At 65.7% G+C, this 15,227-nt stretch carries 16 protein-coding genes; 11 read left to right on the top strand and 5 right to left on the bottom strand.

Translation table 11 applies throughout. From position 1 onward, the window contains the following. Positions 1–99 precede the first annotated feature (99 nt). Positions 100–1,353, top strand: a complete 1,254-nt coding sequence (locus tag HZZ13_RS15065; RefSeq protein WP_197960354.1) for an ATP-binding protein — start codon at positions 100–102, stop codon at positions 1,351–1,353. Here HZZ13_RS15065 and HZZ13_RS15060 read toward each other — a convergent pair. Next, entirely contained in the window at positions 1,280–2,173 is an 894-nt protein-coding gene (locus HZZ13_RS15060; protein WP_197960353.1) for a YihY/virulence factor BrkB family protein, read from the bottom strand. The genes HZZ13_RS15065 and HZZ13_RS15060 overlap by 74 nt on opposite strands. Positions 2,174–2,485: 312 nt before the next feature. On the opposite strand from HZZ13_RS15060, the gene HZZ13_RS15055 reads away from it, so the two are divergent. The 6 genes from HZZ13_RS15055 (at position 2,486) to HZZ13_RS15030 (ending at position 6,639) form a co-directional block, all read left to right on the top strand. Further along, a complete protein-coding gene (locus HZZ13_RS15055) occupies positions 2,486–2,680 on the top strand; it encodes a twin transmembrane helix small protein (RefSeq protein ID WP_028178512.1) in 195 nt (64 codons plus the stop codon). Positions 2,681–2,747: 67 nt separating this feature from the next. Continuing rightward, the gene (locus tag HZZ13_RS15050) at positions 2,748–3,329 is read left to right on the top strand and encodes a cob(I)yrinic acid a,c-diamide adenosyltransferase (RefSeq protein ID WP_197960352.1); all 582 of its coding nucleotides are present in this window, start codon (positions 2,748–2,750) and stop codon (positions 3,327–3,329) included. A 121-nt stretch (positions 3,330–3,450) separates the two neighbouring features. Further along, entirely contained in the window at positions 3,451–4,200 is a 750-nt protein-coding gene (locus HZZ13_RS15045; protein WP_197960351.1) for an electron transfer flavoprotein subunit beta/FixA family protein, read from the top strand. Further along, positions 4,200–5,144, top strand: a complete 945-nt coding sequence (locus HZZ13_RS15040) for an electron transfer flavoprotein subunit alpha/FixB family protein (RefSeq protein WP_197960350.1) — start codon at positions 4,200–4,202, stop codon at positions 5,142–5,144. The genes HZZ13_RS15045 and HZZ13_RS15040 overlap by 1 nt, the downstream gene beginning before the upstream one ends. A gap of 194 nt (positions 5,145–5,338) precedes the next feature. Further along, positions 5,339–6,220 carry a 3-hydroxybutyryl-CoA dehydrogenase gene (locus HZZ13_RS15035; protein WP_197960349.1) on the top strand — a complete coding sequence of 294 codons (882 nt, stop codon included), beginning with the start codon at positions 5,339–5,341 and terminating at the stop codon, positions 6,218–6,220. Positions 6,221–6,444: 224 nt separating this feature from the next. Then, entirely contained in the window at positions 6,445–6,639 is a 195-nt protein-coding gene (locus tag HZZ13_RS15030) for a hypothetical protein (RefSeq protein WP_197960348.1), read from the top strand. Positions 6,640–6,642: 3 nt separating this feature from the next. Here HZZ13_RS15030 and tlpA read toward each other — a convergent pair whose 3' ends face one another. Further along, complete coding sequence (tlpA, locus tag HZZ13_RS15025; protein ID WP_197960347.1) at positions 6,643–7,308, bottom strand: thiol:disulfide interchange protein TlpA; 666 nt, start codon at positions 7,306–7,308, stop codon at positions 6,643–6,645. Positions 7,309–7,408: 100 nt separating this feature from the next. Between tlpA and argH the strand changes: the two genes are divergently transcribed. From argH to lysA, 3 genes are all read left to right on the top strand, one after another. Beyond that, positions 7,409–8,806, top strand: coding sequence for an argininosuccinate lyase (argH, locus tag HZZ13_RS15020; protein WP_197960346.1), 1,398 nt, complete (start codon positions 7,409–7,411; stop codon positions 8,804–8,806). A gap of 93 nt (positions 8,807–8,899) precedes the next feature. Beyond that, the gene (gene lptM / locus HZZ13_RS15015) at positions 8,900–9,193 is read left to right on the top strand and encodes an LPS translocon maturation chaperone LptM (RefSeq protein ID WP_197960345.1); all 294 of its coding nucleotides are present in this window, start codon (positions 8,900–8,902) and stop codon (positions 9,191–9,193) included. A gap of 23 nt (positions 9,194–9,216) precedes the next feature. Continuing rightward, complete coding sequence (gene lysA / locus HZZ13_RS15010; RefSeq protein WP_197960344.1) at positions 9,217–10,482, top strand: diaminopimelate decarboxylase; 1,266 nt, start codon at positions 9,217–9,219, stop codon at positions 10,480–10,482. A 23-nt stretch (positions 10,483–10,505) separates the two neighbouring features. On the opposite strand, the gene HZZ13_RS15005 is transcribed toward lysA, so the two are convergent. Together HZZ13_RS15005 and HZZ13_RS15000 are read right to left on the bottom strand one after the other, a co-directional pair. After that, positions 10,506–11,396, bottom strand: a complete 891-nt coding sequence (locus HZZ13_RS15005) for an NAD(P)-dependent oxidoreductase (protein WP_197960343.1) — start codon at positions 11,394–11,396, stop codon at positions 10,506–10,508. A 69-nt stretch (positions 11,397–11,465) separates the two neighbouring features. Then, positions 11,466–11,849: a carboxymuconolactone decarboxylase family protein gene (locus HZZ13_RS15000; RefSeq protein WP_028134137.1), complete on the bottom strand. Its 384-nt coding sequence runs from the start codon at positions 11,847–11,849 to the stop codon at positions 11,466–11,468. 163 nt (positions 11,850–12,012) lie between these two features. Between HZZ13_RS15000 and HZZ13_RS14995 the strand changes: the two genes are divergently transcribed. Further along, positions 12,013–14,676: a TIGR02302 family protein gene (locus HZZ13_RS14995; RefSeq protein WP_197960342.1), complete on the top strand. Its 2,664-nt coding sequence runs from the start codon at positions 12,013–12,015 to the stop codon at positions 14,674–14,676. 163 nt (positions 14,677–14,839) lie between these two features. Here the strand turns inward: HZZ13_RS14995 and HZZ13_RS14990 are convergent, their stop codons facing one another. After that, positions 14,840–15,214: a response regulator gene (locus HZZ13_RS14990; RefSeq protein ID WP_197960341.1), complete on the bottom strand. Its 375-nt coding sequence runs from the start codon at positions 15,212–15,214 to the stop codon at positions 14,840–14,842. Positions 15,215–15,227 lie beyond the last annotated feature (13 nt).

The following is a 15,227-nucleotide window of genomic DNA, read 5'->3' as shown; positions in this document are numbered from 1 at the left end:
TTCTCTGGGGGTTAGCGAAACGTCGCCGTGACTCCGGGCGTTGCTCCGTGCCATGCTTGGCCCGCGCGGGGTTCGAAGAGGGTACTTCGAAGGGGATTCATGGCGGCGAAGACGCGTCCAGTGCGCACCACCCGGACGTCCAGGCGGCGGCCGCTTCGGAAGCGGGCCGGGCCGGCCGGCCGGCTGCGCAAGCGCAGCACCACGGCGGCTGCGCCGGATGTCGTCCAGGCGGCGCTGGCCGCTTTTGCCCATGAGGTCCGAACCCCCCTGACCGGCATTCTCGCGATCAGCGACCTGCTCGCGACCTCCGACCTCGGCGAGCGGGAGCGGCGCTGGGCCGACACCATCAAGGCCGGCGCCGAGCATCTGGCGAGCCTCGCCACACTGTTCGTGGATGCTGCCAAAACCGGGAAGGGCGGCAGCACGCCGCGGCAGGACCTGTTCGATCTCAAGGCGCTTGCTCGCACCGCCGGCGATTCGCTCGCCGGCCGCGCCGCGGCCAAAGGTCTCCAGGCCAAGGTCGAGATCGCCGACAAGATCCCCGGTCTCGTGGTCGGCGATTCCGTCCGCCTGCGCGCAGCGCTCGAAAACCTGATCGACAACGCCGTGAAATTCACCGACCGGGGCGGGGTGGCCCTCGCCGTCGGGCCGTGGCGTCCGGCCAAGAGTAAAGCAAAGGGCAGGGTCGGCGTCGCCTTTGCGGTGTCCGACAGCGGCATCGGCCTGACCATGGCCGAGATCAAGCGACTGTTTCGTCCGTTCACCCAGGCCAATGTCACCATTGCCTCGCGCTTCGGCGGCGCCGGCTTGGGGCTTTCCTCGGTCAAGCAATTGGCGCGGGCGATGGGCGGCGATATCACCGTCGCTCCGCGCCGCGGTGGCGGCGCCACCTTCACATTGACGGTGTCGCTGGACGCGGCGGGACCGGACACCGCCCGCACGGCAAAGCACGGCGGCGAGCCCGAGGCGGTGCCTGCGCTCCGCGTGCTCAGCGTCGAGGACAATCCGTTCGGCCGCGTCGTCCTCAACACCATCCTGACCGAGCTCGGCCATCATGCCGAGTTCATCGGGCGCGGCGAGGACGCCGTGAACCGGCTGGAGCAGGGCGCGTTCGACGCCGTGCTGATGGACATGGTGCTGCCGGGCATCGACGGCATCGAGGCCATCAGGCGGATCCGCGCGCTGCCGACGCCGCTGGCTCAGATCCCGATCATCGGCGTGTCCGGCCGTGGCGAGGACGAGGCCGCCTCGCGCGAGGCCGGGGCCGATGCCTTCCTGGTCAAGCCTGTGTCTCCGCGGGCGCTAGCGACTGCGCTGCTTGAAGCGACACGCCGTGAGGAAGCCGCGACTTGATGATCGCGGCGTTGAGTTCGCCGCCGTAAACGAAGATCGCGGCGATGAAATACAGGAACACCAGCGCGATGATCACCGAGGCGAGCCCCGCATACATCGTCACGTAATTGTTGGCGAAGCGCGCGAGATATTGTCCGAACACGATGCCTGATATCAGCGACGCCACGATGGTGAAGACGATGCCGGGCAGAATCTGGAAGAAGCTGCGCCGCCCCGCCGGCAGCCAGGCATGCAGGATGATCAGCGCCACCACCAGCGCGCTGATGGTGATGCCGTAGCGCAGCCAGGTGAGGATGCTTTCGTTGGATTCCACGAACAGCGGAATGTGGCGCCGAGCGGCTTCGATGATCAGCGGCCCGAGCACGATCAGGAACGCCATGGCGAGGGCCGTGAAGGCCGCAATGATCGTATAGGCAATCGATTCCAGCCGGAGCCAGTACCAGCTGCGCATCTCCACCACCGCATAGGCGCGGTTGAGCGCGATCCGGAGCGCCTCGACGCCATTGGAGGCGAAATAGACCGACAGCGCCGCGCCGATGGTCAAAAGGCCGGTGCGGGTGGTGGTCAGCACGTCATGCACTTCCCCCGAGATCGAATCGGCGACCTGCTTGGGCCAGATCTGGAGCATCAAGCTGGCGGCCTGGTCGGCGAGTTCCTTGGAGCCGAAGAAGCCGGCGAGCGAGGTCAGCACGATCAGGAACGGGAATAGCGCCATCAGCGTCGACAGCGCGATGTGGCTTGCGATCGCCCAGCCGTCATCGGCGAGGAACGTGTAGAACGCGTCCATCGCGACGACGTAGATGTAGCGGACCGCTTTCACGTGGCACCTACACCGCTGCTCTCTCCCCCTGCGGGCAGGGAGAGATCGGGAGAACAGGCAATGGGCGCAAATCGGAAATCATAGCGTTACCATCTGATATTATCGGCCCAAAAGCCAGTTCGCGAAGCGCCGTGCCGTCATCCCGGGGCGCGCGAAGCGCGAGCCCGGAATCCATCTAGCCGCAGCGCAAGTGGCGCGATGGATTCCGGGCTCGACGCGCCGGGTCTCGCTTCGCTCGGTCCCGCCGCATCGCCCCGGAATGACGAGCTGGGGAGATGGCGGACCGCTCCACACGGTGTTATCTACCCTCAAATGGCATCTCTCCTGAGTACTTTCATCCTGCCGGCCGCAGCCGGCGCCGTGGCGCTGGTGCTGCTGCTCGGGCTCATCAACATGATGCGCGGCGGCTCGCCCAACACCTCGCAGAAGCTGATGCGCTGGCGCGTGCTGCTGCAGTTCGTGGCGATCATCATCGCGATGCTCGCGGTCTGGGCGATGGGACGATAGGGCATGATCCGGAAAAGTGCGCAGCGGTTTTCCGACAAGATCATGCCGTAAGATCAAGGAAACCAGCATGGTCGTACTTAACCGCATCTACACGAAGACCGGTGACGACGGCACGACCGCGCTCGGAACCGGCGAGCGACGTCCGAAATACGATCTGCGCATCGAGGCCTATGGCACCGTCGACGAGACGAATGCCGCGATCGGCGTGGTCAGGCTCCACACCGGGGAGATGCCCGAGCTCGACGCGATGCTCGGCCGCATCCAGAACGATCTGTTCGATCTTGGTGCCGATCTCGCGGTACCGGAGCGAGACAAGGACAAAGGCAAGGCCGAGCGGCTGCGGGTGGTGGCGAGCCAGGTCGAGCGGCTCGAGCGCGACATCGACGCGCTCAACGACAAGCTCGCTCCACTGACCTCCTTCGTGCTTCCCGGCGGCACGCCGGCCGCGGCCCATCTCCATGTGGCGCGCACGATATGCCGCAGGGCGGAACGCGTGATCGTGGAACTGGCGGCCCAGCCGGGCGAGCCGGTCAGCGCGGCTGGCATCCAATATATGAATCGCCTGTCCGACTTCCTGTTCGTGGCCAGCCGGGCCGTGAACGGCAACGGCGCCGGCGACGTGCTCTGGGTTCCCGGCCAGAACCGCTGACCCATCGCGCGCCCGCATTTCAGGAGGCCAAAATTACGTTGCGCGTTGACCGGGGCAGATCAGGCCTTTAGGTTCCGCGCCAGTTGATAACCCCCCTCCCAAATTGAGTGAAAGAGGATCGATGAAGGTCTTAGTGCCGGTAAAGCGGGTGGTCGATTACAACGTCAAGGTCCGCGTCAAGGGCGATGGATCGGGCGTTGAACTCGCCAACGTCAAGATGTCCATGAACCCCTTCGACGAAATCGCAGTCGAGGAAGCGCTGCGCCTGAAGGAAGCCGGCAAGGCCACCGAGGTGGTGGTGGTCTCGATCGGACCGGCGCAGGCATCCGAGACGATCCGCACCGGTCTTGCCATGGGCGCCGATCGCGGCATCCTGGTGAAGGCGGAGGGCACGATCGAGCCGCTTGCCGTCGCCAAGATCCTGAAGAAGGTTGCGGAAGAAGAGCAGCCGGGCCTGATCATTCTCGGCAAGCAGGCGATCGACGACGACTCGAACCAGACCGGCCAGATGCTGGCTGCGCTGCTTGGCTGGTCGCAGGCGACCTTCGCCTCCAAGCTCGAGGTCGAAGGCTCCGACTTCAAGGTGACGCGCGAAGTCGATGGCGGCCTCCAGACCGTGAAGCTGAAGGGACCGGCGATCGTCACCACCGATCTCCGCCTCAACGAGCCGCGCTACGCCTCGCTGCCCAACATCATGAAAGCGAAGAAGAAGCCGATCGCGGAAAAGACCGTCGCCGATTACGGCGTCGACATCGCCGCGCGCCTCGAGGTTCTGAAGACGGCTGAGCCCGCGGGCCGCAAGGCCGGCGTCAAGGTCAAGGACGTCGCCGAGCTGGTGTCCAAACTCAAGAACGAAGCCGGGGTGCTCTGATGACGACGCTTCTGATTGCCGAACACGACAATGCGTCGCTGAAGGACGCCACCAACAAGGCCCTGACCGCAGCTGCCGCGCTCGGCGCCGATGTCGAGGTTCTGGTCGCCGGCCAAAACGCCAAGGCCGCGGCGGATGCCGCTGCCAAGCTCAATGGCGTGAAGAAGGTGCTGCTCGCCGACGGCGACCTCTACGCGCACGATCTCGCCGAGCCGCTGGCTGCGCTGGTCGTGTCGCTGGCGTCCGGCTATGACGCGATCGTCGCGCCGGCGACCTCGCGCTTCAAGAACGTGATGCCCCGCATCGCCGCTCTGCTCGACGTCATGCAGGTCTCGGAGATCATCAAGGTGGTCGCGCCCGATACCTATGAGCGTCCGATCTATGCCGGCAACGCCATCCAGACGGTGAAGTCCAAGGATGCCAAGAAGGTCATCACGGTGCGCACCTCCACCTTCGCCGCAGCAGGCGAGGGCGGCAGCGCCCCGGTCGAGACCGTGGCGGCGGCGGCCGATCCGGGCCTGTCGACTTTCGTCGGTGAGGAGGTCGCCAAGAGCGATCGTCCCGAGCTGACTTCGGCCAAGATCATCGTCTCCGGTGGCCGCGCCATGCAGAGCCGCGAGAATTTTGCCAAGTACATCGAGCCGCTCGCGGACAAGCTGGGCGCCGGTGTCGGTGCCTCGCGCGCCGCGGTCGACGCCGGCTATGCGCCGAACGACTGGCAGGTTGGCCAGACCGGCAAGGTCGTGGCCCCCGAGCTCTATGTCGCGGTCGGCATTTCCGGCGCCATCCAGCATCTGGCCGGCATGAAGGACTCCAAGGTGATCGTCGCGATCAACAAGGACGAGGACGCGCCGATCTTCCAGGTCGCCGATTACGGCCTGGTCGCCGATCTCTACCAGGCGGTTCCGGAGCTGACCGCCGAACTCGGCAAGCTCGGCAAGTAAAAGGCATCGAAAACACCGGCCGGAGGTATAAACTCCGGCCGGTGTTGCATTTCTGGGCGTTTTCTTTGGCGTGGGGCGCGCCTTGGAAGCGATCCAATCTAGGTTTCGAGCCAAGGTTCTGATTAAATCGGACCTCCCGGCTCAAGGGGATAGGCAGGGCGCGCCCCCGGCGCGCCGTTCCGGTGGATGACAATATGGCGGCAGTGATCAAGAAGGTCGGCGTGATCGGCGCGGGGCAGATGGGCAATGGCATCGCGCATGTCGCGGCGCTCGCCGGCTTCGACGTGGTGCTCAACGACGTTTCGGCCGACCGCCTCAAGTCGGGCATGGCCACCATCAACGGCAATCTGGCGCGCCAAGTCTCCAAGAAGGTCGTCACCGAGGACGACAAGGCCAAGGCGATCGCGCGTATCAAGCTGGCCGAGAAGCTGGACGACCTCGCCGACTGCGACCTCGTGATCGAGACCGCGGTCGAGAAGGAAGAGGTCAAGCGCAAGATCTTCCACGAGCTCTGCGCGGTGTTGAAGCCGGAGGCGATCGTCGCCTCCGATACATCCTCGATCTCGATCACGCGCCTCGCCGCCGCCACCGACCGCCCGGAACGCTTCATCGGCGTTCATTTCATGAATCCGGTGCCGTTGATGGAGCTGGTCGAGCTGATCCGCGGCATCGCCACCGACGATTCCACCTTCGAGACCGCCAAGGAATTCGTCGGCAAGCTCGGCAAGCAGGTCGCGGTCTCCGAGGATTTCCCGGCCTTCATCGTCAACCGCATCCTGCTGCCGATGATCAACGAGGCGATCTACACGCTGTATGAAGGCGTCGGCAACGTCGAGGCGATCGACGCCGCGATGAAGCTCGGCGCCCACCATCCCATGGGTCCGCTTGAGCTTGCCGATTTCATCGGGCTCGACACCTGTCTCTCGATCATGCAGGTGCTGCACGAGGGGTTGGCCGACTCCAAGTACCGCCCGTGCCCGCTGCTGGTGAAATACGTCGAGGCCGGCTGGCTCGGCCGCAAGACCCAACGCGGCTTCTACGACTACCGCGGCGCCAAGCCGGTGCCGACAAGGTAACGATCGTCTCGTGCCCCGGACGCTGCGCAGCGCGTCAGCGGTGCGCTGCAGAGCCGGGGCCCAGAAGCCGCGTGCACGCTGAGGCTGGGTCCCGGCTCGGCGGCGCGTCCCTCCGTGCCGCGCCTTGTCCGGGACACAGATGGCGGCCACGCCGCAGCCTCGTGCCAATTCATGTCCCATTAACCTCTCGCGCCTAGGTTACGGCCGGTACGAGGGTTCGCGTCATGGACATGATGGCAATGGTCAGCACCATGCTGGCCGCACAGCAAGGCGCGTTGCAGTCGAATATTGCGGCAACGCTGACCAGGCAGAACGCGGATATGGAGAAATCCACCGTCCTGACGCTGCTCGGCGCCGGCCAGCCCTCGCTCGCCAATGTCGGCCCTGGCGTCGGCGGCAATCTCAACGTGACGGCCTGAGCCTCAAAGCGACGCGGCGGCCTTGCCGGTTGCTGCCCGGATCAGCTTGAGCGCGTCCTCGCTCGCCCATTCCGCCGGCCCCGCGATCGTCGCGATTTCGCACCCCTGCGGGTCGACCAGCACAGAGGTGGGCATGCCCAGCGCCCGCCCGACGGCTTTAAGATCCTGAAAAACCTTGGCTTTCTGGTCGCTGAAATAGCCGAGCCTGACAAGATTGGCCTCTTTCAGGAAGGTTTTCGGCTTCTCCGGGTCGCGGGTGTCGATGTTGATCGCCACCACCTCGAAATTCGGGCCCGACAGCTTGCCCTGGAGCTCGTCCAGCGCCGGCATCTCCTTGCGACAAGGCACGCACCAGGTCGCCCAGAGGTTCACCAGCAGGGTCTTGCCGCGGAAGTCGGACAGCTTCTTCGGCTTGCCGTCGGAATCCTCAAAGGCGAGGTCGGGGAGTTTCAGCGGGGCGCTTGCCATGGTCAGCGCCGCCACCTCGCCATGGGCGAGCGGGGCGATTTTCTGCGCCGTCGCCACCGCCGCCTTGCAGGTTGGATCGCCTGAAGGCGCCCGGCTGAGGCCCAGCCCATACAGCGCGGCGAAGCCGGCCAGCCCGACGATCGCCACGGTGGCGATGACGAGGGGGATGCGGCGCGTGGCGGAGGGTTTTGGGTCGAGCATATCGTTTGTCATCCGGTCGCAGATATGGCTATCAGGGGCCTCTTAATACGGCTGGCTGCGGCCAGCAAACGTGCGGCAAATCAGGCGCGAGCAGGGGATCATGAGCAACAAGATGTGGGGCGGCCGGTTCTCGGAACGTCCCGACGAGATCATGGAAGAGATCAACGTCTCCATCGACGTCGATCGTCACCTCTTCGCCCAAGACATTGCCGCGTCCAAGGCCCACGCCGCGATGTTGGCCAATCAGGGCATCATCACGGCTTCTGATGCGAAAAATATCGGCAAGGGTCTAGACACAATCCTGTCAGAGATCGGCAAGGGCGGCTTCGAATTCAAGCGCGCGCTCGAAGACATCCATATGAACGTCGAGAGCCGCCTGTCGGAGCTGATCGGCCCTGCCGCCGGAAGGCTGCACACGGCGCGTTCACGCAACGACCAGGTCGCGACCGATTTCCGCCTGTACGTCCGCGATGTCATCGACGAGACCGATGCCGCGCTCGCCGCATTCCAGCAGGCGCTGGTGGAGCGGGCGCTGGAGCACGCCGCAACGGTGATGCCCGGCTTCACGCATCTGCAAACGGCGCAGCCCGTCACTTTCGGCCATCACCTGCTGGCCTATGTCGAGATGGCGGCGCGCGACCGCGGCCGCTTCCAGGATGCCCGCAAGCGGCTGAACGAATCGCCCCTGGGCGCTGCTGCGCTCGCCGGCACCTCGTTCCCGATCGACCGCCACGCCACCGCGAAGGCGCTCCTGTTCGACCGCCCGATGGCGAACTCGCTCGATGCCGTCTCCGACCGCGACTTCGTGCTGGAGACGCTGTCGGCGGCCTCGATCTGCGCCGTGCACATGTCGCGCTTTGCCGAGGAGATCGTGATCTGGACCTCGCCGCTGGTCGGCATGATCCGGCTCAGCGACAAGTTCACCACGGGATCCTCGATCATGCCGCAGAAGCGCAACCCGGATGCCGCCGAGCTGGTGCGCGCCAAGACCGGCCGCGTCATCGGTGCGCTCAACGGCCTCCTGGTCGTCATGAAGGGCTTGCCGCTCGCCTATCAAAAGGACATGCAGGAGGACAAGCAGGGCGCCATGGAGGGTTTTGCCGCGCTGTCGCTGGCAATCCGTGCCATGACCGGCATGGTCCGTGATCTCGTGCCGGACGAAGCCAAGATGAAGGCGGCCGCGGGCGAAGGTTACGCCACGGCGACCGACCTTGCCGACTGGCTGGTGCGGACGCTGAAGATGCCGTTCCGCGAGGCCCACCACGTCACCGGCCGCATCGTCGCCAAGGCCGCCGAGGGCGGCGTCGCGCTGCACGAGCTGCCGCTGAAGGAGATGCAGGCCATCGAGCCAAAAATCACCAAGGACGTGCTCGGCGTGCTCTCGGTCGAATCGTCGGTGAAGAGCCGCACCAGCTTTGGCGGCACCGCGCCGAAGAACGTGGCTTCACAGGCAAAGAGCTGGGCGAAGCGGCTGGAAAAAGAGCGAAAATTGGGCTGAGGGCAAAATTTCGCTTATGTTTCATGGTCATCCGGCTCTCGCCAGAACGCGCCAATCTCTGTATGGTGCGCCGCGCGTAGTGGGGATTTCGTCGTGACGTCAAAGTTTCGCCCGGCCGGCTCGGGGTGGGCCATCATTGTCTTGAGCCTGACGGCGCTCGCGCTTGCCGGTTGCGGCCGCAAGGGCCCGCTGGATCTGCCGCCAACCGCCTCCAACGCGCCTGCAGCCACCGGCGCTGCGCCCGTCGATACCGAGACCGCAGCCCAGAAGGCGCCGAGCCTGTTCGACCCCACCTCCGGCGCGGAGGCCGCGCCCGCGGCGGCCAAGGGCCGGAAGAAATCGTTTATTCTCGACCCGCTCCTGGACGAACCTCCCGGCAAGAAATAAGCCGGGACAACCGAGCCTGCGCCATGAACCATTTCGACTATCGCAACGGCGTGCTGCACGCCGAGGCGGTGAACCTGTCCGAGCTGGCCGCCGCTGTCGGCACGCCGTTTTACTGCTATTCAACCGCAACGCTGGAGCGGCACTACCGCGTCTTCACCGAGGCCTTTGCCGGCGAGAAGGTGCTGGTCTGCTACGCCATGAAGGCGAACTCCAACCAGTCGGTGCTGCGGACGCTCGCCAGGCTCGGCGCCGGCGCCGACGTGGTTTCGGGCGGCGAGCTGAAGCGCGCTTTGGCTGCCGGCATTCCCGCCAGCAAGATCGTCTTCTCCGGCGTCGGCAAGACCGAAACAGAGCTGCGCGCGGCGCTTGCCGCCGACATCCTCTGCCTCAACGTCGAATCCGAGCCGGAGCTCGAGCTGCTGTCGCGCCTCGCGACCGAGATGGGCAAGACCGCGCGCATCTCGCTCCGTGTCAATCCCGATGTCGATGCCGGCACGCACGCAAAAATTTCCACCGGCAAGTCCGAGAACAAGTTCGGCATTCCGATCGTCCATGCCCGCGAGGTCTACGCGCGCGCGGCGAAGCTGCCCGGAATCAAGGTGACCGGCACCGACGTGCATATCGGCAGCCAGATCACCGATCTCTCCGGCATGGAGACCGCGTTCCGCATCCTCTCCGAATTCGTGCAGACGCTGCGTAGCGACGGCCACGACATCAGCCACGTCGATTTCGGCGGCGGTCTCGGCATTCCCTATTACATGGATCGCGAGGCACCGCCGGCGCCGGCCGCGTATGCCGCCATGGTCAAGCGCGTCAGCCACAATCTCGGCTGCACCCTGATGTTCGAGCCGGGCCGCATGATCGTCGGCAATGCCGGCATCCTGGTCACGAAGGTGATCTATGTGAAGCACGGCGACGGCAAGAACTTTGTCATCATCGACGCCGCCATGAACGATCTGATCCGCCCGACGCTGTACGAGGCCCATCACGACATCCTGCCGGTGAGCCAGCCCGCCAAGGGCGCCGCCACCATCAAGGCCGATGTCGTCGGCCCGGTCTGCGAGACCGGCGACTATCTCGCACTCGACCGCACGCTGCCGATGCCCGCGCCCGGCGATCTCCTCGCCATCATGACCGCCGGCGCCTATGGCGCGGTGCAGGCCGGCACTTACAACACGCGGCCCCTGGTGCCGGAGGTGCTGGTAAAGGGCGACCAATACGCCGTGGTGCGCCCGCGCATCGAGGTGGAGCAACTGATCGCGATGGATACGCCGGCGCCGTGGCTGTGAGCAATTGATCGATGGAACCGGCGTTATTTCGTCCCGCCGACCACGACGCCCGCCTTCCTCTCGATCGGTTTGATCGCCGCAGTGAAATCGGACTCGGCGCCTTCTGCAGCGATCACCGTCTCCCACAACCGCCCGACCGCGTCGGCAACTTCCATCGACAGGCCGAGCTGCTTCATCTCCTCCAGTGCCAGCCGCACGTCCTTCACCATCAATCCCGTGGCGAAGCCGAAGTCGAACGTGCGCGGCAGCACCGCGCGCGGAAACTTGTCGCGGCTGGCGGTGTTCATGCCCGAGCCGGCGTTGATGACGTCGATCATCACGGCGGGATCGAGCCCGGCCTTCACGCCCATCACCACGGCTTCCGACGTCGCCACGATCGCGGTGGCCGACAGGAAATTGTTGGCGAGCTTCATGGTCTGCGCTGCGCCCGGCTTCTCGCCGATGAAGAACACCTTTCCGATCACGTCGAGCGCAGGCTTGAGCAGCTCGAACTCGGCTTTCGGGCCTGACACCATCACGGCAAGCGTGCCCTTCTCCGCGCCGCCGACGCCGCCGGAGACGGGACAATCGATCTGCACGATGCCGCGCTTGGCGAGCAGGCCGTGAATCTTCGCGGCCATCGCCGAGCCGACGGTGGAGAGATCGACAAAACGTTTGGCGCGCTTGCCCTCGATCACGCCGTCGGCGCCGGTGGCAACGTCCAGCGAAGCCTGCAGCGAGGGTAGGCTCGCCATCACGGTCTCGACCTGGTCGGCGACGTCCTTCGGCGATGACGCGGCAGTGGCACCGCGCGCGACCAGCTTGCCCGTGACCTCCTTGCGCGTGTCGAACACGACGAGTTGATGTCCCGCCTCGATCAGCCGCCGCGCCATCGGGAAACCCATCTTTCCGAGCCCGATGAATCCGATGTCCATGGTGTTTCCCTTTGGTTGGTTGTTCGTTGTTGAAGAGGCCGGGACGACGGTGGAGATTGGCGCTGCTCCTCACGCCTTCCCGTCGATCTCCGCGAACACCTCGCGCGCGATGCGGAAGCTGTCGACCGCGGCTGGCATGCCGCCATAGATCGCGACCTGCATCAGGATCTCGCGGATCTCCTCGCGGGTGACGCCATTGGTCAGCGCGCCCTTGAGATGCGCGCGAAACTCGTGCTGGCGGTTGAGGATCGCGATCATGGCGATGTTCAGCATGCTGCGGGTCTTGCGCGGCAGCTCCTCGCGGCCCCACACCGTGCCCCAGCAATATTCGTTGAGCATCTCTTGGAACGGGCGGTTGAAATCGTCGACGTTCTTCAGGGCATTGTTGACATAGGCCTCGCCCAGCACCGCTTTGCGGACTTCCAGGCCCTTGTCATGCATCTTCTTGTCCATGGTGTTTCCTTCCTCGAGATTGGCGCGCGGAAATTACGGGGTTGCACCGGGCCAGTCACGTCCTCGTGTTATGCGGGAAAAGGAGGCGCTCCCGTACAGGAACGGATGCCTCAGTGCTGCCGTTGTGATAGGCTTCTCTCTACCGGGCAACCTGGAGAGTTGATTGAACGGCGTCACCCCCGAGCCGTCAGACCCGATCCGCAACGGCGATGCGCTGTCGCGGCTGAAGCTGGCGCAGGCCCTTGATCGGGCGACTTATGCCATCGCGTGGGAGCGTGCCTGGCCTCATGCGGCGCGCCTTCTGACCGTCGTCGGCCTGTTCCTGGTGGTGTCCTGGGCCGGCCTCTGGCTGGCGCTGCCGTTCATGGCCAGGGCCATTGGCCTCGGTCTCTTCGCCGCCATCGCGGTCGTTGCCCTGTTCCCGTTGATTCGCTTCCGCTGGCCGAGCCGCGAGGAAGCGCTCGCCCGGCTCGACCGTGGCTCCGGCATCCGTCACCGCCCGGCCACCACGCTCACGGACACGCTGAGCTCACAGGACCCGGTCGCGCTGGCGCTGTGGCAGGCGCAGCGCGAGCGGACGCTCGCCTCCATCAAGCGCATCCGCGCCGGTGTGCCGCACCCCCGACTCGCGCTTCACGACCCCTGGGCGCTCCGTGCCCTCGTCATGGTGATGTTGGTTGCGACCTTCTTTGCCGCGGGTGACGAGCGTGCGATGCGCCTTGGCGCCGCCTTCGACTGGAACGGGGTGCTGGCGCCGGCCAATGTTCGCGTCGATGCCTGGGTCACGCCGCCGCTCTACACCGGCAGGCCGCCGGTCATCCTGTCGGCCGCCAACAAGGAAGCTGCGGCGTTGCCCGCCAGCGGCCCGCTCGCCGTTCCCGCCGGCTCGACCCTGATCGTGCGCTCCTCCGGCGGCAGCCTGGATGTCGCCGTCTCCGGCGGCCTCAAGGAGGTCGCCCCGACTGAAGCCAGCCCCAAGGGCACCAACGAAAAGCATTTCGCGATCACCAGTGACGGCACCGCCCATGTCCGGGCGCCCTCCGGCCAGCCGCAATGGGCCTTTGCGGCCACGCCGGATCGTCCGCCGACGATCGCGCTCGCCAAGGACCCGGAGCGCCAGGCGCGCGGCGCGCTCCAGCTCTCCTACAAGATCGAGGACGATTACGGCGTTACGGGCGCCGAGGCGAAATTCGCCCCGCGGTCGACCGACGCCAAAGATGGTGCCAAGGATGCTGCGAAGGATGGTCGGAAGGCCGCCGCCGGCGATGGCGAGACCAGGACGGCGCCGCGGCCGCTATTCCAGCCGCCGCAATTCCCGCTCGCGCTGCCCAATGCGCGCACTCGGAACGGCGTTGGGCAATCCGTGAAGGATCTCAGCGAGGATCCCTATGCCGGCGCCGAGGTGACGCTGACTCTCACGGCCAAGGACGAGGCCGGCAACGAGGCCGCAAGCGAACCGTTCAACATGCGCCTGCCCGAACGGCTCTTCACCAAGCCGCTGGCCCGTGCCTTGATCGAGCAGCGCCGCATCCTCGCGCTCGACGCCAACAGGAATTCGGACGTTTATGTCGCGCTCGACGGGCTGATGATCGCGCCCGAAATGTTCACGCCGGAGGCGGGACAATATCTCGGCCTGCACAGCGTGGCCCGGCAGCTCGAGGCGGCGCGCACCGATGATGCCCTGCGCGAGGTCGTGGCGAGCCTGTGGGCGCTTGCGGTGACGATCGAGGACGGCAAGATCTCCGACGTCGAGAAGGCGTTGCGCGCGGCCCAGGACGCGCTGAAGCAGGCGCTCGAGCGCGGCGCGAGCGACGAGGAGATCAAGAAGCTCACGCAGGATCTGCGTCAGGCGCTGAACGATTTCATGCGCCAGCTCGCCGAGCAGTTCCGCAACAACAATGACCCGCAGCAGCTGGCGCGGCCGCTCGATCCGAACACCAAGGTCCTGCGCCAGCAGGACCTGCAGAACATGATCGACCGGATGGAGCGCCTGTCGCGCTCCGGCGACAAGGATGCCGCCAAGCAGTTGCTCGACCAGCTCCAGCAGATGCTGGAAGGCCTCCAGATGGCGCAGCCGGGGCAGTCCGGCGAGAGCGACATGGAGCAGGCGCTCAATGAGCTCGGCGACATGATCCGCAAACAGCAGCAATTGCGCGACAAGACGTTCAAGCAGGGCCAGGATTCCCGGCGCGACCGCTCGCGCGGTAAGCAGCAGCAGGGCGATCAGTCCATGTCGGAGCTGCAGCAGGACCAGCAGGGGCTGCGCGACCGCCTGAAGAAGCTGCAGGACGAGCTTGCCAAGCGCGGCCTCACCCAGAAGGGGCAGAAAGGGCAGCAGGCGCAGAAGGGCCAGAAGGGTCAGCAAGGCGATCAGGGCCAGCCCGGCCAGAACGGCGATCAGGACGGTGACCAGGGCGATGACGACGGCAGCCTGGATGCAGCCGACGGTGCCATGGGCGATGCCGGATCAAAGCTCGGCGAGGGCAATGCCGACGGCGCCGTGGACTCGCAGGGCAAGGCGCTCGACGCGATGCGCAAGGGTGCGCAGAAGATGGCCGAGGCGATGCAGCAGGGCGATGGCGACGGCCAGGGCGACGGGCCCGGCCAGCGTGCCGGCCGTCAGCAGAGCGGCGGCAACCAGACCGATCCGCTCGGCCGGCCGCTTCATGGGCGCGAATATGGCGACGATTATACGGTCAAGATTCCCGGCGAGATCGACACCCAGCGTGTCCGCCGCATTCTCGAAGAGCTCCGCCGCCGTCTCGGCGATCCCTCGCGGCCCCAGATCGAGCTCGACTATCTCGAGCGGCTGCTGAAGGAGTTTTGAGGCGCTAGTCCGCTACGTCCTCGTCATTGCGAGCGAAGCGAAGCAATCCAGAATTTTTCCGCCGAGGCATTCTAGATTGCTTCGTCGCAAGGGCTCCTCGCAATGACGAAATGGAGGCCTTGTGCGCCAGTCCTTCAACGGCGAAGCGGCTGTTGTTGGGACGCTACCTCTTCTTCGCCGCCAGCGCATCGGCAACCGCCGTGCGGATATCCGCGACCGAGAACGGCTTGGTCACGACGTCATGCACCAGCGCGTTCAGGTTCGAGGCGCGCTCGCGCTGGTCGGCAAAGCCGGTCATCAGCAAGATGGTGAGGTCGGGGAAATCGCGCGCGGCTGAGAGCGTCAGCGCGATGCCGTCCATCACCGGCATCTGGATGTCGGTGAGCAACAGGTCGAAGGCGCCATCCTCGCGGGTCAGGATCTCCAGCGCCTCGGCGCCGTCCTGGGCGGTGACGGTCTCGTGACCGTCCATGGCGATGGCGCGCGCGACCAGCGTGCGCATCGAATCCTCGTCGTCGGCGATCAAGATTTTCGGCATGAGACCAACCTTG

The sequence above is a fragment of the Bradyrhizobium agreste genome (assembly GCF_016031625.1).
Lineage (GTDB): Bacteria > Pseudomonadota > Alphaproteobacteria > Rhizobiales > Xanthobacteraceae > Bradyrhizobium > Bradyrhizobium agreste.
This window is presented reverse-complemented; position numbering and strand designations above follow the sequence as displayed.

Bases quoted from the DNA above. Each gene is read 5' to 3' on its own strand.
- HZZ13_RS15065 (WP_197960354.1), top strand. From the start codon at position 100: ATGGCGGCGAAGACGCGTCCAGTGCGCACCACCCGGACGTCCAGGCGG.
- HZZ13_RS15055 (WP_028178512.1), top strand. From the start codon at position 2,486: ATGGCATCTCTCCTGAGTACTTTCATCCTGCCGGCCGCAGCCGGCGCC.
- HZZ13_RS15050 (WP_197960352.1), top strand. From the start codon at position 2,748: ATGGTCGTACTTAACCGCATCTACACGAAGACCGGTGACGACGGCACG.
- HZZ13_RS15045 (WP_197960351.1), top strand. From the start codon at position 3,451: ATGAAGGTCTTAGTGCCGGTAAAGCGGGTGGTCGATTACAACGTCAAG.
- HZZ13_RS15040 (WP_197960350.1), top strand. From the start codon at position 4,200: ATGACGACGCTTCTGATTGCCGAACACGACAATGCGTCGCTGAAGGAC.
- HZZ13_RS15035 (WP_197960349.1), top strand. From the start codon at position 5,339: ATGGCGGCAGTGATCAAGAAGGTCGGCGTGATCGGCGCGGGGCAGATG.
- HZZ13_RS15030 (WP_197960348.1), top strand. From the start codon at position 6,445: ATGGACATGATGGCAATGGTCAGCACCATGCTGGCCGCACAGCAAGGC.
- tlpA (WP_197960347.1), bottom strand. From the start codon at position 7,308: ATGCTCGACCCAAAACCCTCCGCCACGCGCCGCATCCCCCTCGTCATC.
- argH (WP_197960346.1), top strand. From the start codon at position 7,409: ATGAGCAACAAGATGTGGGGCGGCCGGTTCTCGGAACGTCCCGACGAG.
- lysA (WP_197960344.1), top strand. From the start codon at position 9,217: ATGAACCATTTCGACTATCGCAACGGCGTGCTGCACGCCGAGGCGGTG.
- HZZ13_RS15005 (WP_197960343.1), bottom strand. From the start codon at position 11,396: ATGGACATCGGATTCATCGGGCTCGGAAAGATGGGTTTCCCGATGGCG.
- HZZ13_RS15000 (WP_028134137.1), bottom strand. From the start codon at position 11,849: ATGGACAAGAAGATGCATGACAAGGGCCTGGAAGTCCGCAAAGCGGTG.
- HZZ13_RS14990 (WP_197960341.1), bottom strand. From the start codon at position 15,214: ATGCCGAAAATCTTGATCGCCGACGACGAGGATTCGATGCGCACGCTG.